Origin of the sequence: Kitasatospora sp. NPDC127060 (assembly GCF_042724935.1) — a bacterium.
Lineage (GTDB): Bacteria > Actinomycetota > Actinomycetes > Streptomycetales > Streptomycetaceae > Kitasatospora.
This window is the reverse complement of the sequence record NZ_JBHXEG010000037.1, coordinates 45,635-65,302: the sequence shown is the minus strand read 5'-3', so window position 1 is coordinate 65,302 and position 19,668 is coordinate 45,635. Positions and strand designations below refer to the sequence as shown.

The 19,668-nt window shown below is 75.4% G+C and carries 12 protein-coding genes; 4 read left to right on the top strand and 8 right to left on the bottom strand.

Features of this window, described 5'->3' with window-relative positions; all coding sequences use genetic code 11:
- Window positions 1–3: 3 nt before the first annotated feature.
- The 4 genes from ACFWIS_RS21210 to ACFWIS_RS21195 all read left to right on the top strand — a co-directional run bounded on the left by ACFWIS_RS21210 (window position 4) and on the right by ACFWIS_RS21195 (window position 4,515).
- On the top strand, window positions 4–588 hold the full coding sequence (locus tag ACFWIS_RS21210; protein ID WP_380461497.1) for a TetR/AcrR family transcriptional regulator: 585 nt from the start codon (window positions 4–6) through the stop codon (window positions 586–588).
- 57 nt (window positions 589–645) lie between these two features.
- Complete coding sequence (locus tag ACFWIS_RS21205) at window positions 646–1,647, top strand: RNA ligase family protein (RefSeq protein ID WP_380461496.1); 1,002 nt, start codon at window positions 646–648, stop codon at window positions 1,645–1,647.
- A gap of 246 nt (window positions 1,648–1,893) precedes the next feature.
- Window positions 1,894–2,811: a diiron oxygenase gene (locus ACFWIS_RS21200; protein ID WP_380461495.1), complete on the top strand. Its 918-nt coding sequence runs from the start codon at window positions 1,894–1,896 to the stop codon at window positions 2,809–2,811.
- 42 nt (window positions 2,812–2,853) lie between these two features.
- A complete protein-coding gene (locus ACFWIS_RS21195; RefSeq protein ID WP_380461494.1) occupies window positions 2,854–4,515 on the top strand; it encodes a 4Fe-4S binding protein in 1,662 nt (553 codons plus the stop codon).
- A 274-nt stretch (window positions 4,516–4,789) separates the two neighbouring features.
- Here ACFWIS_RS21195 and ACFWIS_RS21190 read toward each other — a convergent pair whose 3' ends face one another.
- From ACFWIS_RS21190 to ACFWIS_RS21155, 8 genes are all read right to left on the bottom strand, one after another.
- Complete coding sequence (locus tag ACFWIS_RS21190; protein ID WP_380461493.1) at window positions 4,790–5,872, bottom strand: aromatic ring-hydroxylating dioxygenase subunit alpha; 1,083 nt, start codon at window positions 5,870–5,872, stop codon at window positions 4,790–4,792.
- Between the two features lie 8 nt (window positions 5,873–5,880).
- Complete coding sequence (locus ACFWIS_RS21185; RefSeq protein ID WP_380461492.1) at window positions 5,881–6,735, bottom strand: class I SAM-dependent methyltransferase; 855 nt, start codon at window positions 6,733–6,735, stop codon at window positions 5,881–5,883.
- A gap of 200 nt (window positions 6,736–6,935) precedes the next feature.
- Window positions 6,936–9,518 (bottom strand): FtsX-like permease family protein, encoded by a 2,583-nt coding sequence (locus ACFWIS_RS21180; RefSeq protein WP_380461491.1) that lies wholly within the window; start codon window positions 9,516–9,518, stop codon window positions 6,936–6,938.
- Complete coding sequence (locus ACFWIS_RS21175) at window positions 9,512–10,345, bottom strand: ABC transporter ATP-binding protein (protein ID WP_380523953.1); 834 nt, start codon at window positions 10,343–10,345, stop codon at window positions 9,512–9,514. The genes ACFWIS_RS21180 and ACFWIS_RS21175 overlap by 7 nt, the downstream gene beginning before the upstream one ends.
- A gap of 100 nt (window positions 10,346–10,445) precedes the next feature.
- Complete coding sequence (locus ACFWIS_RS21170) at window positions 10,446–15,158, bottom strand: DNA repair ATPase (RefSeq protein ID WP_380461489.1); 4,713 nt, start codon at window positions 15,156–15,158, stop codon at window positions 10,446–10,448.
- A 24-nt stretch (window positions 15,159–15,182) separates the two neighbouring features.
- Window positions 15,183–17,204, bottom strand: coding sequence for a flotillin family protein (locus tag ACFWIS_RS21165; protein ID WP_380461488.1), 2,022 nt, complete (start codon window positions 17,202–17,204; stop codon window positions 15,183–15,185).
- A 65-nt stretch (window positions 17,205–17,269) separates the two neighbouring features.
- Window positions 17,270–18,064, bottom strand: coding sequence for a hypothetical protein (locus ACFWIS_RS21160; RefSeq protein WP_380461487.1), 795 nt, complete (start codon window positions 18,062–18,064; stop codon window positions 17,270–17,272).
- Window positions 18,065–18,354: 290 nt separating this feature from the next.
- Window positions 18,355–19,482, bottom strand: a complete 1,128-nt coding sequence (locus ACFWIS_RS21155) for a PucR family transcriptional regulator (RefSeq protein WP_380461486.1) — start codon at window positions 19,480–19,482, stop codon at window positions 18,355–18,357.
- Window positions 19,483–19,668 lie beyond the last annotated feature (186 nt).

Below are 19,668 nucleotides of genomic sequence, written 5' to 3'. Positions count from 1 at the left end.
CGGATGCCCAAGCAGGTCGACCACGAGGAACGGCGCCGGCACATCGCCGAAGCGGTGTGCGCGCTGATCGACGCCCAGGGGCTGGAGGGCGTCACCCTGCGGGACGTCGCCACCCGGGCCGACGTCTCCATGGGCGCCGTCCAGCGCTGCTTCCGCACCAAGGAGGAGATGCTCCGGTTCGCCCTCGCCCACATCGGCGAACGCTTCACCGCACGGGTCCACCACCGGGTCCTGGCCGGCCCGGCCCAGTCCGCCGCGAGTACCGTCGGGCACGTCGCCGCCGAAGTCGCCCTGCTCCGCGAGGAACACCGCGCCGAAGCCCGGATCTGGCTCGCCTTCCTCGCCGCCGCGGCCGTCAACCCGGCCCTGGCCGCCGGCCTCCGCACCGGCTACGCGGACCTCGAAGGACTGCTCGCCCGGCTCGTGGCCGAGGCCGCCCCCGCGCTCGACGCCCGGCGCGAGGCCCGTACCCTGCTCGCCCTCACCGACGGGCTCACCGCCCACGTCCTCATCGGTCACCGGACGGCGGCGGAGGCCGAGGACCTCCTCCACGCCCACCTCGCGGGGCTGTGGGAGCGGGTGGCCTAGGCCCTGTCCGGGATATCTCCGTTGCCAGGGAGGGGCGTTGCGGCGAGGATCCTCTGCGTGTCCGACTCCCGGTCCGAACTGACGCCCTATCCGAAGATCCCCGCGAAGGGGCGCCCCGGCGCATCCGGCAGCCGTGAGTGGATCGCGGCCGAGAAGGTGCACGGCGCGCACTTCGCCGTGGTCTGCGACGGGAGCTCCGTACGGGCCGCCAAGCGGCGCGACCTGCTCGGCGACGAGGACCTCGACGCCTTCTTCGGCGTCAGCCGGATCTGGCCGCAACTCCGGGTCGCTGCCGGGCGCTTCGCGGCGGCCGTGCTGCTCGAACACCCGGGCGCCCTCGTCACCGTGTACGGCGAGCTGGCCGGCGGCCGCTACCCGCACCCCGAGGTGCCCGCCGCCGACGGCGTCGAACCCGTCCAGACCGGCGTCTGGTACGCCCCGGGGCTGCGCTGGCTGCCCTTCGACGCCACAGTGGAGACGGACGAGGGCCGGTGGTGGATCCCCGACCGGGAACTCCGGTCCGCGGCCGCCACCGCCGGGCTCACCTGCGTACCCCTGCTCGGGCGCGGCACGCCGAACGTCCTCCAGGACCTGCCCGTCACGTTCCCCACCCGGGTGCCCGCCCTGTTCGGCCTGCCCGAACTGCCCGACAACCTCGCCGAGGGGTACGTCCTCAAGCCCGCCGGCGCATGGCACGAGTCGGCGGCCGCCCGGCCGGTGATCAAGGTCAAGCAGCGGGCCTTCGCCGAGGACGAGCGCTACGACGGCGCCCGCCCCTACCTCCCCCCGGCGGAGGGCGCGGCCGGCGTCCCCGGCTGGCTCCTGGTCCAGGCCTCCGCGCTGCTCACCCCCGCCCGCGCCGCGGCGGCCGTCAGCAAACTCGGCCCCCGCACCCCCGCGGTCGCAGTGGCCGCCGAGATCGCCCAGGACGTCACCGACGAACTCGCCGAAGCCCTCGGCGGCCTGGAGTCCCCCGTGCTCACCGCGCTCCACCGCGCCCTCGCCCCCGGCGCGCTCTCCCTCGCCGCCTTCGACGCCGCGGACCGGCCCGGCCGCTGACCCGGCGCCGGCCGACGCCCGAGCCCCCGATCCCGGCGGGGCCGGAGGCCGTGTGGTCCGCGCTGGACCACACGTGCAGGCAATTGGGCGGGACCCGTGAGCGGTGAGGTCCGCCCTCCGCCGCGCGCGGCCCTCCGCGCGGGTTCGCCGCTGCGCGGGGGGTTCTCGGGGACCGGCTCTTATTGTACTGTCCGTCTAATAAGCGGGTGAGCGGGAACCCGCAGGGGCAGGCACCAGGAGGCAGCGATGGCTCTCACCCGGCAGGCGGCGGCGGATCACGGTCACACGGCGGCCGACGACGACGTCTCGAAGCGGCTGCTGGAGTCGGCCGCCACCCTCTCCTACGACCCGATGACCGAGATCGACTGGGACGCCCCCCTCCCGCCGGAGCACTACGGTCTCAACCCCGAGTGGAGCACCCTCTACGGCACCCGGTTGTGGGACGAGATGACCGAGCGGCAGCGGGTCACCCTCACCCGGCACGAGGTCTGCTCGATCATGAACACCGGCATCTGGTTCGAGCTGATCCTCCAGCAGATGGTGCTGCGCGACCAGTACCTCAAGAACCCGGCCAACGCCGAGTTCCAGTTCGCGCTCACCGAGATCGCCGACGAGTGCCGCCACTCGATCATGTTCGCCCGCGCCTGCCAGAAGATGGGCGTCCCCGCCTACCGTCCCAACAAGGTGATCGCCCAGGCCGGGCGTGCCTTCAAGGCGCTCGCCAAGGGCGAACTCGCCTACGGCGGCATCCTGGTGGCCGAGGAGGTGCTGGACGTCATGCAGCGCGACTGGATGCGCGGCGAGAACGTCCTGGAGATCGTCCGCGGCACCTCCCGGATCCACGTGGTCGAGGAGTCGCGGCACATGAAGTTCGCCCGGCAGGAGATCCGCGAGCGGGTGCGCCACGCGAGCCCGGCCCGCCGGCGCACCTCGGCCACCGGCATCGCGATCGGCGCGTACGTCATCGTCAGCAGCATGGTGCACCCGGGCGTCTACAAGGCCGCCGGGCTGGACGTCGCGCGGGCCCTCGACGAGGTGCGGGGCAACGAGCACCGCAAGGCGATGATGCGCAACAGCTCCCGGCACCTGATGGCGTTCCTCGCCGAGACCGGGCTGATCACCAGCCGCGCCGCGGCGGTCTACCGCCGCGTGCACATGCTCTGACGGACCACCATCTCCAGCGAGGACGAGGACTCACCCCCGGCCATGGCCTACGCGATCACCCGGACCTGCTGCAACGACGCCTCGTGCGTGTCCGTCTGTCCGGTCAACTGCATCCACCCGACCCCGGACGAACCGGAGTTCGGCACCACCGACCTGCTGTACATCGATCCGCGGGCGTGCATCGACTGCGGCGCCTGCGCGGACGCCTGCCCGGTGGACGCGGTGTTCCCGGTCGACCGGCTGCGCGGGCCGGACGTCGTCTTCGGCGACCTCAACCGCGACTGGTACCGCGACCACCCCAACGACCACGCCTGGGGCGCGCCCAGCTTCCCGCGGAGTCTGCCGGGCGAGGCGGGCACCCTGCGGATCGCCGTGGTCGGCACCGGGCCCTCCGCCGGGTACACCGCGCAGGAACTGCTGCGCTGCACCGGCGCCGAACTCACCATGATCGACCGGCTGCCGGTCACCGGCGGCCTGCTGCGGCACGGCGTCGCACCCGACCACCAGTCCACCAAGCGGATCGCGGAGAGCTTCGCGAGCGTCTTCCACGACCCGCGGCTGCGGATGCACCTCAACCTGGAGGTCGGCACCGACGTCAGCCACCGGGAACTGGTCGCGCACCACCACGCGGTGGTCTACGCGGTCGGCGCGGCCGCCGACCGGCGGCTCGGCGTGCCCGGCGAGGACCTGCCCGGCAGCGTGCCCGCGACCTCCTTCGTCGGCTGGTACAACGCCGACCCGACGGTGCCGGCCGACGCCGTGGAACTGTCCGCCGAGCGGGTGGTGGTGGTCGGCAACGGCAACGTCGCGGTGGACATCGCCCGCATCCTGCTCACCGACCCGGACCAGCTCGCCGTCACCGACATCGCCGACCACGCCCTGGCCGCGCTGCGCCGCAGCCGGGTGCGGGAAGTCGTGCTGCTGGCCCGGCGCGGGCCCGACCAGGCTGCCTGGAGCACCCCCGAATTCCTGGCGCTGCGCCGGCTGCCGGGCGTCGAGCTGGTGGTCGAGGACCACCCGCGGGTGCGGGGCGCGATCGAGGCGGCCGCGCCGGACTCCCGGGCCGCGCTGCTCGCCGCCCTGCCACTGGTGCGCCACGACGCGGCCGCCGCACCCGGGCCGGGGCGCCGGATCGTGCTGCGCTTCCTGTCGACGCCGGTCGAGCTGACCGGGGAGCAGGGCCGGGTCTCGGGGCTGACCGTCGAGCGGACGCTGCTGACCGGGGAAGGAGAGCCCGGCGGTTCGACGGGGGAGCGAGAGACCGTGCGCGCCGGACTGGTGGTGCGCTCCATCGGACACCGGGGCGTGCCGGTGCCCGGACTGCCGTTCGACGAGCGGACCGGGACGGTCGCCCAACGCGGCGGACGGGTGGTCGACCCGGCCACCGGCCGGGCGCTGCCGGGCGCGTACGTGGTCGGCTGGGCCAAGCGCGGGCCGTCCGGCGGGATCGGTGCCAACCGGGCCTGCGCGCGGGAGACGGTGGACGCGCTGATGGACGACGCGGAGGCCCGGGCGTTGCCGGTGCCCACGGCGGGACAGGCGGAGTTCGAGCGGCTGGTGCGGCAGCGCCGGCCGGACGCGGTGGGGCTGCGGGAACTGCGCGCGGTGGACCGGGCGGAGCGCGAGCGGGGCGCGGCGCAGGGGCGGCCGCGGGTGAAGCTGGCGACGGTCGCGGAGCTGCTGGCGGCGGGCCGGCGGCGCTGAGGCGGCCCCGCGGCGGGGCTGAGGCGGGGCTGCGGTGCGTCGGACGGCCCGCGCGGGGTGGACGCGCGGGCCGTCCGGTTGACGCGGCCGTGACCCGGGGCTCCTGGGCGCGTTGGGCGGATGTGAGCAGTTTTGGGGTGATGTCGGCTTCCTGGCTTTGGTCGGCCGAAGAAACGATCCTGCCGGGCGCGGGGCGCCCTCCGGAACCTGGTCCTGGTCCTGGCCCTGGTCCTGGCCCGAAACCGGACCCCGAGCCCGACTCCGGGGCGCCCATCTACGCCGAACTGGCCCGCCGCTGGCAGTCGGAGGGGCGGGCGGTGCCCGGGTTGCCAGACCCCGTCTGGGAGTCGCTGGCCGCCCCCGCGCCGTCTCCGGCCTCGATGCCCTCGGCGCCCTCGACCCCCGCGGCGCCCTCCGGATAGAACTGCCGCGCCCAGCGCCGGAACAACCCGATCGAGCGCTCCCCGGGCACGAGCCGCGGCTGCGCCAGGTACCGCTTGTGCGCCAGCACCGGCCGGTCCTGCTTGATGATCCGCACCGCGGCCCGCAGCGCCACCCAGGAGGCGGCCCGGTCCACGGCCCTCGCCGACCCGACTCCCGGCACCGGCACGCTGCTGGTCACCGCGAAGCGCACCAGGGTGCGCCAGGGCGCGAGCGGCGTCGGCAGCACCCACACCCGCAGCGTGCTGCCCAGTTCCGGCAGTTCGGCGGTCAGCCGCATCAGCCCCAGCCCGGCCAGCACCACCGGCTGCTCCAGGCTCACCGCGCCCAGCCCGGGGAACCGGGTGGTGGTGCGCTGGTGGACGGTGAACAGCGGGCCGTCCGGCTCCGGCGGCGCCGTCTCCCGGGTGTCCAGGCCGTGCAGCACGGCCACGTGCCGGAAGTCCACGCTGTTCTCCAGCACCTCCTGCGGATGCGAGAGCACCTCCCCGCTCCACCAGGCCAGCGGCCGTACACCGACCGCCGGCGGTAGCTCCCAGCCGGGCGCGGCACCGTCCGGCCCGCCCCGCCAGACGAACAGGGCGCCGTCCCGTTCGACCAGTCGGCGCTTCGTCAGTTCACCCCGGAACCGGGTGCCGTCCGGCGAGCCGGTGCAGGAGCCGTCCGGGGCGAAGGCGAAACCGTGGAACGGGCAGACCAACTCCTCGCCGCGGATCCGCCCGCCCGCGCCGAAGTGCGCGCCCAGGTGCGGGCAGTGCGGCCCGATCGCGCGCACCGCGCCCCGCTGCGTCCGGTACAGCACCACGTCCTCGCCCATCAGCCGGGCCGTGCGCACCCGGCCGGGCGGCAGGTCGCGGGCCCGGCCGACGCAGAACCAGCCGCTCGGGTACGGCAGCGGGGCGGAGCGCTCGTCCATGACGGTGGTCACCTCGAAGGCTTGACGGCGGTGTGAACGTACCAAACGACGTACTCGCGGACGGCGTACATCTCCACGGTGGAGCGGAGGTTGAGCCACTTCGCCGGATCGCCGCAGCGGCGCAGCAGCTCCCACGGGACGCGGAAGCAGGTGTGCACGGCCTCGGTGAACGGCCGGTAGTACGCGGTCGCGTCCAGCGCCTCCTCGACCTCGAAGCCGGCCTCGGTGAGCAGCCGCGGCAGGTTGCCCGCGTGGTAGAGCCGGGCGCCGTTCATCGACATCGCGTCCAGGTACGGTTCGAGCAACTCGCGGGCGGTCGACGGGAGTTCCTCCAGTGGGCCGGGGGTCATCGGGCCGAGCAGCACCAGCCGCCCGCCCGGGCGCAGCACTCGGTGGAACTCGGCCAGGGCACGGGCCGGACGGTAGGAGTGGACCAGCGTCTCCATCGAGTACGCCCCGTCGAACTCCTCGTCACCGAAGGGGAGTCGATGGTAGTCGGCCCAGGAGAAGGCGGTCCGTCCGTCCAGTGCGGCCCGGGCGCTCAGCCGGCGGGCCTCGCTGAGGTGGAAGTCCAGCACGTCGACCCCGGTGACCACCAGCCCGAACCGCGCCGCCATCGCCCGCGCCACCACCCCCGCCCCGCAACCCGCGTCCAGCACCCGCGCGCCCACCGGCAGCGCCAGCTTGCGCCCGAGCACGTCCTCCAACTGCCGCTGGGCCCGCCACAGCCGCCACTTCGACTGCCCCGGCTCCGTCCACCCCCAGTGCCGGGCGTTGCGCCCCACGCGGCGGTAGAACCACCGGCTCCCCGGCCGCCCGTACACCCGGCGCAGCCCGGTGAGATCGAGTTCCTGAACGCCCATGCGGGAACGCTAGCCGCGCACCCGCTCCCCCTCCCGGCGACGCCACGCGCGACTGGGCCGCCGGAACGGATCGTGCGCTCGTCGGACGGGGTGACCATCCGACCGGCGCCTCCTGCGGTCGCGCACGATCAACCCCACCGCCGCGCCGAACGGAGAGATCGCCGCGCCGAGCCGGGAGGGGGACCGGGCGCGCAGCCGGTTCAGGCCGCGCCCGCGGCGCCGCGCAGGAGGGGCTGGCCGTCGCGGCCGCGCAGGGCCAGGGCTGTCGGGAGCACCGCCGCCGTCAGGGCGATCGCCGCGCAGGCGGCGGCGAGTACGCCCATCGCCGTCCAGGGCACCATCGCCGGCGTCGGGCCGACCAGGGCGGTCAGTGCGGCCCAGGAGCCGCCGACGCTGATGGCGGTGCCGAGCACACCGAGCAGGGTGCCGGCGGCCACGCACATCAGGGTCTCCACGGCGACGGTGCGCAGCACCTGGCCCCGGGTGGCGCCGGCCAGGCGGAGCAGGGCGAGCTCCGGCCGGCGGTCGCTGACCGTCATCACCAGGGAGTTGGCCAGGGCGATCGCCGCGTAGCCGATGGCCAGGCCGAGGATCATCAGCAGGGCGTCCCAGGCGGCCTGTTCGGTGCTGTCGGAGGCGGCCGACCAGACCTCCTCGGGGGTGTTGAGCCGGGCGCCCAGGCCGGTCACGGCGGTTCGCAGCGCGGCGGCGGCCTGCTGGGGGTCGGTGCCGGGCAGCACCCGCAGGTCGATCCGGCTCGCGAGGGCCGGGCCGCCGACGCCGCCGGGGCCGTTGACGCCGGTGGTGACGGCGTCCGGGTCGGTCACCCAGGCCTGGACGGTCTCGGCGCCGCTGCCGAGCAGGGCGGCGACCCGGAGGTTCCGGGGGGTGCCGTCGGCCAGCCGGACCGCGACCTGCCCGCCGACCCGGGGCGAGCCCGGCCAGGTGCGGCTGAGCGCGACCGAGCCGGGGCCGAGGTCGGCGAGCGAGCCCGCGACCACCGGCAGCCGGTCGACCTCGGCCAGTGCGGCCGGGTCCGCCGTGGCGGCGCTGAGCGGCACCAGGGCCTGGCCGGTCGGGTCGACGGCCATCAGCGAGGTCGGGGTGATGACCAGCGCCCGAACCCCCGGGACGGCCCGGACCCGCTCCACCACGGCCCGGTTCAGCCCGGGGGTACCGGCCGGGCTGACCACCAGGTCTGCGGCGGACAGCTGGTGGCGGACCTCGCTGACCTGCGCGCGGTTGATGGTGTCGATGCTGCCGAGCAGGCACCCGGCGAAGGCGATCACCAGCACCACCGGGGTGGTGGTCGCCGCGGTGCGCCGGAAGGCGGTCAGCGAGCTCTGCCGGGCGGTGGCCCAGACGATGCCCCCGGCCTCCTCGGCGGGGCGCCCGCGCAGCCGGCCCACCAGCGCGGGCAACGCGGTCAGCAGCCGGATCGCCGGCCCGGCCAGGACGGCCGCCAGCAGCACGCAGCCGGCCACGACGGCCAGCAGCAGGGCCAGCGAGTCGGCGGCGTTGGCCGCCGCGTCCGGCCAGGTGCGGGCCGTCAGCACCAGGGCGACGATGCCGCCGCCCAGCACCACCAGGCCGCTCACCCAGCGGAACACCAGCGCGCCGCGCGAGCGCCGCTCCACGTCCGCGTCCGCGAGCGCCTCGCCGGGGCTGATCAGCCCGGCCCTGAGCGAGGAGATCAGCACGCCGCCGAACGCGGTCAGCAGCCCGACGGCGCCCGCGACCAGCAGTCCCCACCAGGTGACCGGCACGGTGAACTCGGTGGGCACCATGCCGTGGTCGACCAGCCAGCGGCCGGCCGGCGCCGCCCCGGCCGCGCCCAGTCCGCACCCGGCGGCGGAGGCCAGCACGCCGACCACCAGCGCCTCCCGGTTGACCAGGGCGCGCAGCTGCCGACGGGTGGCGCCGATCAGCCGCAGCAGCGCGAGTTCGCGCCGGCGCTGGGCGATGGACAGCGCGAAGGTGCCGGCCACCACGAACACGGCGGTGCCGCTGGAGACCGCGGCGGACAGGCCGAGCGGGGTCTGCACGTCGTCCAGCCTGCTGCTGACCTCGGCGTGGTGCGGGTCGACCTGGCCGCGCTCGGCGCCGGTGAGCACCCGGGCGACGCTCGCGCCGCCGGCCGCGTCGACGGCCCGGCGCACCGCGTCGACGGGGCCGAAGGCGGCCAGCACGCCGACCGCGGGGCAGTAGCGGGCGGCCTGGGCGTCGGTGAAGAAGACGGCGTGCTCGAAGGCCTCGGCCTCGGTGACGCCGGAGACCGTCGCGGCGTGCGGGCCGTCGGCGGTGACGTACCGGACCTGCTGGCCGACCAGCTCCGGGCTCCCGCCGCCGATCACGACCTGGTCGTCGGCCGCGGGGGCGGTGCCGGCGGTGAGCCGGTAGCCGCCCAGGGCCGCGCCGGACCAGGCGCGCCCCACCTGGCCGCGCGGGCCGTCGGCGAGCTGGGCGTAGAAGGTGTGGTCGGCGACGGTCGGGCCGGTCGCGGCGACGGCGGTGATCAGGGCGGCGGGCAGGCCCGGCTGGGCGGGGACCGGGGTGGGCTGGGGGTCGCCGCCGCTCGCGGGGGTGAAGTCCACGTTCAGGTCGGCGGTCACCAGGACCGGGGCCTGGGAGAAGCGCTGACGGCCCTGGTCGGGGACGTCGGCGGTGGCGGCGATGACCAGCAGCGAGGTGGCCATCAGGGCGACGCCGCAGGCCAGTGCGATGAAGCTGCCGACGAACGAGGCCCAGCGGAGCCGGACGGAGGCGAGCGCGAGGGTCAGCATGCGACGGCCTCCAGCGAACCGGCCTCCGGCGAACCGGCCGCCGGCGAACCGGCCGCCGGCGAACCGGCGTCCGGGGAGTCGGCCGTCGGCGAACCGGCCTCCAGCGCCGTCATCCGGGCGGCGACCTGCTCGGCGGTGGGCCGCTCCAGCGAGCCGGCCAGCCGACCGTCCCGGAGGAAGAGCACCCGGTCCGCGTAGGAGGCGGCGACCGGATCGTGGGTGACCATGACCACCGCCCGGCCCGGGTCGTCGGCCGTCCCGCGCAGCAGGGCGAGCACCTCGCGGCCGCTGGTGGAGTCCAGCGCGCCGGTCGGCTCGTCGGCGAGCAGCACGGCGGGGCGGGCGAACAGCGCCCGGGCGATGGCGACCCGCTGCTGCTGCCCGCCGGACAGCTCGGCCGGTCGGTGCCCGGCCCGGTCGGCGAGGCCCACGGCGGCCAGTGCGGCGGTCACCTCGGCCGGTGCGGGGCGGCGGCCGGAGAGCCGGGCCGGGAGCGCGACGTTCTGGGCCGCGGTCAGCGCGGGCAGCAGGTTGAAGGACTGGAAGACGAAGCCGATCCGCTCCCGGCGCAGCACGGTCAGCTCCTTGTCGCGCAGCCCGCCGAGGACGGTGCCGTCGACCCGCACTTCGCCGCCGTCGATGGCCTCCAGACCGGCCGCCGACCGCAGCAGGGTCGACTTGCCGGAGCCGGAGGGACCCATGACGGCGGTGAAGGTGCCGAACGGGAACCCGATGGTCACGTCGTCGAGGCCGATGACGGGTTCGGGCCCGCGCCGGTAGGTCCGGCGGACGGAGCGGAGTTCGACGGCGAGGTCGGTGGCGTTCATGATCCCCATCCCACCGCCCGGGGCGGTGGTGGCTCAATGACCAGGGGTTCACTTCCGGGGGTGTAGCTGGCTACACCCCCGCGTGCCACCGGCGCCTCGGCTACACCCCCTCGCGCCACCTGCGCTTCAGCTGCTCCCAGCGCGCCGACTGCTCCGGCGTCAGGGCGCCGCGCAGCTCCGCCAGCTTCAGCAGCTGGGCCTCGGCCTCGGCGCCGAGCGGCTGGGCCTCGGCCCGGTAGTGGTCGGTGAGCAGGGCGTCGAGTTCCGGCCGGGTGAGGGCGGGGTCGAGGCGCTGGGCGAGCTTGGCCATGTTGCGGTAGGAGCCCTGGAGCAGGAACGGCGGCTCGGTGCGGGCGCGGTCGTCCTGGGCGGCGGAGGCGAGGTAGGCGCGGTTGACGGCCAGCACGGTGCCGCGCAGGTGGAGCAGTCCGGCCAGTACGGCGGTCATCCGCTCGGCCTCGGCGGCCGGCCAGGCGCCGGCCAGGGTGCCGCCGGGGGTGCCGGAGGCGCGGGCGAGCAGGGTGTCCAGGTCGGCGCGTTCGGCGGTGGCCAGCGGGGCCAGGTGGGGGCTGGCGGGCAGGGCGTTCTCGACGAAGCTGAGGGCGAAGAGGTCCTCCCGGCCGGCCACCGCGTCGCCGAGGTTCCAGACGTCGGCGCGGTTGGCGAGCATGTCGGGCAGTCGGAAGAGCCGGCCGGACTCGGTGTACGGGTTGGCGGCCATCACCACCGCGAAGCGCTTGCCGCGCAGGTCCCACTCGCGGGCCTCGCCGTCGTGGACGCCGTCGATCCGGCGCTGGGCGTCGCAGAGCGGGATGAAGCGCTGCAGGAACTCGGGCGAGGTGTGCTGGACGTCGTCCAGGTGGAGCAGCACGTTGTCGCCCGCGTGCAGGGCGAAGTTGAGCTTCTCCAGTTCGCGCCGGGAGGTGGCGTCGGGGGCCTCGGCCGGGTCCAGTGAGGTCACCCGGTGGCCGAGGGCGGGGCCGCTGACCGAGACCAGCAGCAGGCCGAGCCGCTCGGCGAGGTACTCGACCAGGGTGGTCTTGCCGTAGCCGGGCGGGGAGACCAGCAGCAGCAGGCCGCTGCGGTCCACCGGCCCGCCGGTGTCGGTGGTGCCGAGCTGCTTGGCGAGGTTGTCGCCGATCAGCGGCAGGTACACCTGGTCGATCAGCCGGTTGCGGACGAAGCCGTTGAGCGGCGCGGGCCGGTACTGGTCGAGCCGCAGCCGGGCGTGCTCGGCGGTCAGCAGTTCGCCGCGCAGCCGCTGGTAGGCGCGCTGGCCGGGGGCGTCGACCCGCTCGAACTCGCGGACGCGGGAGAGCAGTTCGTCCAGTCGCAGGTCGAGTGACCCGCCGGTCAGCCGGGGGTGGTCGCCGAGCAGTCCGGTCAGCCGGGTACCGACGGCGCCCTCGGCGGGGCGGCGCGGCAGGGCCGGGCAGAGCAGCACGGCGGCGGCCTCGGCGCGATCGCCCGGGTCGGCGTCGCCGGCGGCCGACTCCAGCCAGGCGGAGGCCAGTTGGCGCCGTACCGGGAGCAGCGCAGGGTCGTCGGGGAGGGTGGCCAGGGCCTGGGTCAGCCCGGCGGACTCGGGGGCGGCGTGGAACTTCTCCAGCAGCGCGCCGGCCCCGGCCGAGTGGGCGAAGCTCGGTGCGGCGGCGGCGAGTTCGGCCACCAGGTAGTCGCCCGCGCCGACCGCACCGGGGGTGAACTCCGCAACGGCTTCGGAGAGTTCGCGGGCCAGCTCGGCCAGTGCCGGGACGGTGCCGCCGTACGCCTGCCGGGCGAGGCCGAGCGAGCGGGCCCGGGTGTGCCAGACCAGCCGTTGCCGGTCGTCCGTGCCGTGCGCCCAGTACAGCTGGGCGGCCGCCCGGGCCTCCGCCGGGTGGCGCAACAGGCCCGCCTCGGCGTCGAGTTCGAGCAGGGCGCGGAGCACCAGTGCCGCGTCGTGGTCGTGCACCCCGCGCTGGTAGCCCTCGTCCGGGCGCTGTTCGGCAGCCCGGCGGACGTACTCCAGGAGGTCCGCGTCGGAGGACAGCGAGCCCGGTTCGGCGGCCAGCAGCAGGCTGGCGGCCAGGTACTCGGCCCGGTAGAGCGCGGGTGTCTCGGAGGGCAGCGGGCGGGACCAGTAGCGCTCGGTGGCGGCGAAGGCGGGGTCGGTGACGGGGGCGCGGTAGCCGGTGCCGGTGAGGGTGAAGGCGGGGCGGCCGTGCCAGGGCAGCAGGGTGAGTTCGGGGCGCTGGGTGGTGACGGTGAACAGGTGGCGGCCGAGCCGCAGGGTGCCGGGGCCGTCCCCGGCGAGTTCGGCGCGGTCGCGCAGGGCGCGGTGGGCGCGGCCGCGGGCGGCGCGCAGCCGTCCGGTCAGCTCCTCGGCCCGGACGGTGTCGCCGAGTTCGGTCAACCGGCCGGCGAGGTCGCGGAGTTTGACGGCGGTCGGGTCGGCGGCCAGGGCGGCGTCGATCTCGGCGGCGGTGCCGAGGGCGGCGAGGCGCCGGTGCAGGGTGTCGAGGATGCGCTCGGCGGAGGCGGCCAGCCGGTCGGCGCGGCCGGCCCGCTCCTCCAGCAGGTGCTGGCGGCGGGCGGTGAGCGCGTCGTGGATCTCGGTGCGGCGTTCGGCGAGCTGTTCGCCGAGTGAGGGGTCGGCGTCGGCGAAGCGGGTCTCCAGCTGCTCGATCCGCAGCAGCAGTCGGCCGAGCCGGTCGTCGCAGGCCTCGGGGGTGTCGGCGGCGGCGAGGGCCGCGGTGACGGCCTGGGCGAGCAGCGCCGTCTCGGCGGCGAACTCGGCGGCGGCCTCGCGGGTGCGCAGTTCCCGGCGGCGGACGGTCAGCGTGGAGCGGCCCCGGTTGAGCAGCCCGAGCACGTCGGCGAGCCGGTCCAGGATCGCGGTGCGGGTGGTGGCGTCGGCCAGGTCGAGGGTGCCGACCAGCTCCGAGACGGTCTGCAACGCCTCGCTCTGCTCGGCCAGTCGGGCGGACAGCGGCTCCGCCTCGGCAGCGGTGGTGATGCCCGCGCAGCGCTCGGCGAGCTCGCCGGCCCGGTGCCGGTGCGGCTCGAAGGCCGCGGGTTCGGCGAGCTGGCCGACGGCCCGGCCGGCGGCCTCGGCCAGCCCCTCGGCGAGGTGTGCGGAGAGTGCGTCGATCCGCTGGGGGTCGGCCCGGGGCAGGTCGCGCAGCGCCTCCACCCGGCCCTGGGCGCGGCGCAGGGCGGCCAGCCGGTCGACCCACTCGGCGGCGTCGGCGAGGGTCTCGCCCCGCGCGGTGCGCAGCAGGCCCTCGACGTGCTCGGTGGCCTCCTCGGTGCGGGCCGCGGCGTGCGCGGTGAGCTGGGCGATCGCCTCGTACTCGGCGATCACCTGCCGGGTGGTGTCGCGGATCGCGGCGAGCGGCGCGGCGAGGTCGCCGAGGCCGTCCTGGCCGAGCCAGTGGTGCCGGTCGGCGGTGCGGGCGCAGGCGGCGAGCACGGCCCGGTGCCCGGCCGGGGTGTCGGCGCCGGCGGCGGCCAGCCGGGCGAGGGCCAGGCAGTCGGCCAGGCCGCGGACCAGGTCGGCGTTGCCGATCCGGGCCAACGGGCCGGTGCCGGGCGGCTGTTCGGCGGCGTGCCGTTCGCTGGTGAACGGGCTCTGCCACAGCTGGACGGGGTGCAGCCGGGTGGGGCCGTCCTCGGCGGGGCGCAGCGCGATCAGGGTGCCGTCGTCGAGCAGCGCGTAGCCCTGGCAGGCGAGCGGGGTGGCGGCCTCCTGGCGGACGGAGTTGTACGGCTGGAGCAGCGCGTGCCCGTCGGTGGTGGAGCGGAACTCGTAGAGCACGTCCTCGCCGTTGGGGGAGAGGACGGTGCGCTCGTAGGCCAGGCCGTCCACCGGCTGGTCGAAGGTGCGCACGGTGCCGTCGGCGAGGTGGCAGCCGCCGGGGAAGGCGACGCCCTGGTCGGCGGGCAGCCGCAGGCAGGCCCGGCCGAGGGCGTCGATCCGGGTGACCTGGCCGGTGGGCAGGTGGACCACCAGGTGCCGGACGGTCTCCTCCTGGTACGGGCGCACCCGCACCAGCAGCAGGGTGGCGAGCCGGGCGTGGGCGATCTGGGCGTCGGCGAGGGTCTGCAGGGCCTCCGCGAGCGGCTCGTGGTGCAGTTCGCGGCCGTCGGGGGTGGTGAAGGTGAGCCGCCCGCCGTCCACGCCGAGGTGGACCTCCCCGGCGAGGTCGGCGCGCGGTGCGCTGCCGGGGGCGGCGGGCAGCTGGTCGTCGCGGGTGAGCGGCGTCCAGTCGAGCTGCTGGCCGTCGGCCGGGGTGTGGTCGCGTTCGCCGCGCCCGTCCTGGTAGTCGGCCCGGTCCTCGTCCAGGCGCCAGCGCAGCACCCGGACGTCGGCGGCGGCGGGGCCGGTGCGGAAGACGGCGAGCAGCCGGCCGCCGACCGGGCGCAGCCGTTCCAGTCGGGCGTCGCGGAAGTAGCGGCGCAGGTCGGCGAGGTCCTGGCGCAGCCGGGGGTCGTCCAGCAGGGCGCCGTCGGTGGGGGAGAGGTCGTCGGGCCGGTAGAGGCCGAGGACGTCGGTGAAGTCCTCGGCACCGTCCAGCACTTCGGCCGGCCGGGTGCCGAGCAGCAGCCGGCCGCCGACGGCGGTGAGGTCCTGCGGCAGGCAGGGCCGGGCGGTGGTGAGCCGCCCGGTGCCGGTGAGCCGGAGCTCCCCGCCGCCGAACTCCTCGACCCGGCGTGTGTTCAACGCCTGTGCACGGTCGGTGAGTTCGGCGGCGGACCGGGCGAGCCGGCGGCGCAGGACCTCGTAGCTGCCGGTGTCGGGCCGGGCGTCGTCGAGGGCTTCCACGGTCACGTTCCCCAGGTGCTCGGCGGGTGGCTACTTGCTGCCGTTCAGGGAGGCGCCGGCCAGCGCCCCGATCGGGGTCTCGGCGATCCCCAGCCTCTTGGCGGAGTCCAGCAGTTGGCGCAGCTGCCCGGCCTGCTCGCCGCCGCCGCCGATCAGCTTGAGCAGCAGCGCGGACACCGTGAGGTTCTGCACGTCCGCGGTGGACACCGAGGACAGCACCCGGGTGAGGTCCTCGGTGAAGCTGGCCCGGCCGTCCAGCCAGGGCCCGGCCAGCGCCTGGGTGGTCTGCGAGTGGCCGACGAACGCGTCCACGCTCTTGCCGGCCGTCACCGACTGCACCAGCTTGTCGAAGAACACCGAGTCGCCGCCGACGATGTCGATCTTCGCCTTCTCCAGCCCGGTCGCGACCAGCGCGGCCTGGGCCTCGGCGATCTGCCGCTGCGTCTCCAGCCCGGCGAGCCGGACGTCCTTCTCGGCGGCCAGCCGCAGCCGGTACTCCTCGTGCCCGCGCGAGGCCTCGTCCAGCTTGGCCATCGCCGCGGCCTTCTCGGTCAGGCCCTCGGCCTCCGCCTTCAGCTTGGCGCCGACCTCCAGCGCGGCCGCCTTGGCCTTCTCGGCCTGGACGGCGGCCTCGGCGCGGCCGACCTTCTCCACCGCCGCGGCCTCCTGCTCCCGCACCTGGACCCGGGCCAGCCCCTCGGCGGCGGCCTCCGCCCGGACGCCCTCGGCCAGCTTGACCTTGGCGGCGGCGTCCAGCTCGGCGGCCTGCTGCCGGGCCTCGGCCAGCACCAGCGACTCGCGGGCCTTGTGCGAGGCGGCCTGCTCGGCGGCCTCGGCGGCCTTGATGTCCTTGACGAGCCTCTCCTGTGCCTCCGCCTCGGCCTGGATGACGACGGCCTTGCGCACCCGCTCGGCCTCCTCGACGGCCCGCAGGGTCTTGACGGCCTCCTCCTGCTCGGCGACGGTGCGGTCGACCGCGACCCGCTCGCGGACCACGTCGGCGACCTCCCGGCGGCGCGACTCGACCTCCTTCTGCTTGGCCATGACGGCGAGTTCGGTCTCCCGCTCGCGGCCGACGACCTCCAGCAGCCGGTCCTTCTCGATCCGCTCGTTCTCCACCGCGATCACCCGCTCGCGGTTCTTCTGCGCCACCGCGACCTCACGGGCCTGGTTCTCCCGCTGCACCCCGAGCAGTTCCTCGGTGCGCAGGAAAGCGGTCTGGGCGTTGAGCCGCTCCTCCTCCTGCACCCGGGCGATCACCGCGTCCTCCTTGGCCCGCAGGGTCTCGATCTCGCGGCGCTGGCGGATCTCGGCGTCGGCCTGGCGGCGTTCGAGCTCCAGGACGGTCTCCCGGGCGTCCACGTTCTGCCGGGTGATCTCCTTCTCCTCGGTGCGCTGGTACTCGTTGGTGCGCACGTGCTCGATCGCGGTCAGCTCGGTGATCTTGCGGATGCCCTGGGCGTCCAGGATGTTGTCGCTGTCCAGCTGGCTCATCGGGGTCTGTTCGAGGTGGTCGATGGCCGCGTCCTCAAGGGTGTAGCCGTTGAGGTCGGTGCCGATGACCGCGATGATCTGGTCCCGGAACTCGTGCCGGTGGGTGTAGAGGTCGGTGAAGTCCAGCTGCTTGCCGACGGTCTTCAGCGCCTCGGCGAACTTCGCCGCGAAGAAGTCCTGGATCGCCTGCGGGTCGGAGGCCCGGGCGGTGCCGATCGACTGCGCGACCTTGACGACGTCCTCGACGGTCTTGTTCACCCGGACGAAGAAGGAGATCCGGATGTCCGCCCGGATGTTGTCCCGGCAGATCAGGCCGTCCCGGCCGGCCCGGTGGATCTCCACCGTCTTCGCCGTGATGTCCATCAGCTCGGCCTTGTGCAGGATCGGCAGGACGATCGCCCCGGTGAAGGTGACGTCCACGCTCCTGGTCCGGGAGACGATCAGTGCCTTGCCCTGCTCGACCTTCTGGAACAGGCGGCCCACGAAGAGCAGCGCGGCGAGCAGGATGAGGAGCACGACGGCGATGAGTACGCCGAAACCCACGGCGATGGTGTCCATCACGGAGTCCTTTGACGGAGATGGTGGTGCGAAGTGGTTGTGTCTGGAGAAGAACTGACGTGACGTCAGAGACCTGGCGGGGACGGGTCGAACGGCGCCACCAGGAAGTGCTCGCGGTCCGCGTCGTAGTCGTAGATCAGGGCGGTGCGCCCGGCCGTCAATCCCGGCTCGGCGTCCGGGGTGCGGACCTGCAGGGTCGCGGTGGAGCCGTCCTCGGCGGTCACCTCGGCCTGCCCGAAGTCGGCCGTCACCCGGCCGGTGCGGATCACGCAGACCCGGCCGACGAAGTCCCCCCGGGTGATCGGCCGGTCCTGCGGGAACAGCCGCCGCAGCGGCCGGACGAGCACCCGGGTGCCCGCCCAGGAGGCGACCAGCGCGACGGCGAACACGCCGCCGCGCGCTGGTGCCCCCGAGGTCAGGACGGTGCCGGCCAGGCTGACGAACCAAGCGAGCGCGACCAGCAGCGAAACCGCCACCGTCGCGGGTACCCCGCCCAGCCCCAGCGCGTCCAGCACGCCCCCGTGGTGGCCGGCGCCCCGCCCCCCGTGGGCACCGTCGTGGGCGTTCCCCCCGCCGGCACCGTGCCCGCCGGACGCCCCGTGGGCCACGTGCCCCCCGGCACCGTGCCCCCCGGCACCGTGCCCCCCGGCACCGTGCCCGACGTGACCCACCGGGCCCACGTGCCCGGCGTGCCCGGTACCCAGGTGGTGCCCGACGCCGTGCCCCCCGTGCAGGGCGTCGAACCCCAGGCCGCCGATCAGCATCAGCAGCCAGTACCCGATGACCACCACCAGCGCGAAGCTGAACAGCGCCGTCGGAAAGGCCAGCGCGGCCGCGAAGAAGTCCCCCGTCCCGGCCATGCCCCCCGCCCTTCCCACGGCGCCGCACATCGGCGCCGGGGAGATCATGGCAGCGGGGGAGGCGTCCGCACATTGCCAGGATCCGGCAATCTTTACGGCCTTTTGACACCCTGGTACGCGCGCTCGCCGTGACATTGCGACAACCGGGCAACAGGGCGGCCCCGGGCGGGTCATCCGGGGTTTGCCGATCTCTCCCGGCAGCTCTCCGGGGTCCTTCTGCGCCCCTCCCGGCGGCCCCTTCCGGCGGCCCCTTCCGGCGTTCCTTTCCCGGCAGTCGTCCCGGACGCGTCCTACAGCGGCTGCTCCGGCCAGTTCAGCAGCCGAGCCCCCATCGCCGCCGTCTCCAGGGTGAAGCGCTGCAGGGCGTCCGCCGGGTCGTAGCCGGTGAGCGCCCTGATCCGCTCCAGCCGGTAGCCGAGGGTGCGCACGCTCAGGCCCAGCCGACGCGCCGCCTCCGCGTTCACGTACGCCGCCTCCGCCTGCACCGCGATGGTGTCCAGCAGCGGACGGGCGCCGCCGCGCGCCTCGGTCAGCGGGCCGAGCACGCTGCGCACCAGGTCGGCCATCGCCGCCCGGTCGCGCATCAGCACCGGGAAGACCAGCAGCTCCTCGGCCTTCAGCAGGCGGGCCGGCAGGCCGAGCCGCTGGGCGTAGTCCAGGGCGTCCAGCGCCTCGTCGTAGCTGCGCAGCACCCCGCTGGCGCCCGAGTGCCGGCGCCCGGTCGCCACCCGCAGCACCGGGCGGTAACCGGAGCCGGGGCGCAGTGTGAGGTCCGCGAAGGCCTCCAGCACGGCCCGCTCGGAGTCCGGGGCGATGCACACCAGCCGGCCGTCCTTGCTGGCCAGCAGGACGTCCCGCTCGCCGAACCGCCCGGCCAGCTCCCGCTCCACCCGGTGCACCATCGGATGGACGTCCGCGAACGGCTCCTCGCCCACCGCCACCGCCACCGTGTACGCGCCCGCCAGCCGCAGCCCGAACCGCTCCGCGCGCTCGGCGAGCAGCCCGAGGTCGGTGCGGCCGTGCAGCAGGTCGTCGATGAACTCCCGCCTGGCGGCCTCTTCCTGACGGACCGCCAGGCGCTGCGCCCGCTCGTGGCCCTCGCCCAGCGCGGCCAGTGCGGCGTCGGTGGCGGCCAGCACCGCGTCGCCCATCCGGCGCAGCTCGCCGACGCTGGCGGCGGCGGTCGTCCCGGGCAGCGTCTGCCAGGCCCGCCGGGCCGCCGCCAGGCAGTGCGCGACCACCTCGCGCAGCCCGTAGCCGGCCTCGGCGCAGTGCTCGCCCAGCCGGCGCAGGCGCTCCAGCTCGTCCCGGCGCAGCAGGCGCCCGGTGCGGGAGACGTCGGCGAGCAGGAGGAGGTAGGCCTCGGCCAGCTCGGTGGGTATGTCGTTCTCGTTGCCGTTCTCGTTGGTGTCGTTCACCGCGCGCTGCCAACCCCCGTGTGGCCTGGATTTTCGGCGGTGAACCTTATCAGGATCCTTACGGTCGGGGGCCCCGCGCGGCCCCGGTCCGCCGTTCCGAGGTGCCCCCGGCGGGGTGGGGCGGAGGATGGAAGGGGCGCCGTTGGGAGGCCGTGGCTTGCCCGGCGCCCCGGTGAGGCGTTAGAC

Bases quoted from the DNA above. Each gene is read 5' to 3' on its own strand.
- ACFWIS_RS21210 (WP_380461497.1), top strand. From the start codon at position 4: ATGCCCAAGCAGGTCGACCACGAGGAACGGCGCCGGCACATCGCCGAA.
- ACFWIS_RS21200 (WP_380461495.1), top strand. From the start codon at position 1,894: ATGGCTCTCACCCGGCAGGCGGCGGCGGATCACGGTCACACGGCGGCC.
- ACFWIS_RS21195 (WP_380461494.1), top strand. From the start codon at position 2,854: ATGGCCTACGCGATCACCCGGACCTGCTGCAACGACGCCTCGTGCGTG.
- ACFWIS_RS21190 (WP_380461493.1), bottom strand. From the start codon at position 5,872: ATGGACGAGCGCTCCGCCCCGCTGCCGTACCCGAGCGGCTGGTTCTGC.
- ACFWIS_RS21185 (WP_380461492.1), bottom strand. From the start codon at position 6,735: ATGGGCGTTCAGGAACTCGATCTCACCGGGCTGCGCCGGGTGTACGGG.
- ACFWIS_RS21180 (WP_380461491.1), bottom strand. From the start codon at position 9,518: ATGCTGACCCTCGCGCTCGCCTCCGTCCGGCTCCGCTGGGCCTCGTTC.
- ACFWIS_RS21175 (WP_380523953.1), bottom strand. From the start codon at position 10,345: ATGAACGCCACCGACCTCGCCGTCGAACTCCGCTCCGTCCGCCGGACC.
- ACFWIS_RS21165 (WP_380461488.1), bottom strand. From the start codon at position 17,204: ATGGACACCATCGCCGTGGGTTTCGGCGTACTCATCGCCGTCGTGCTC.
- ACFWIS_RS21160 (WP_380461487.1), bottom strand. From the start codon at position 18,064: ATGGCCGGGACGGGGGACTTCTTCGCGGCCGCGCTGGCCTTTCCGACG.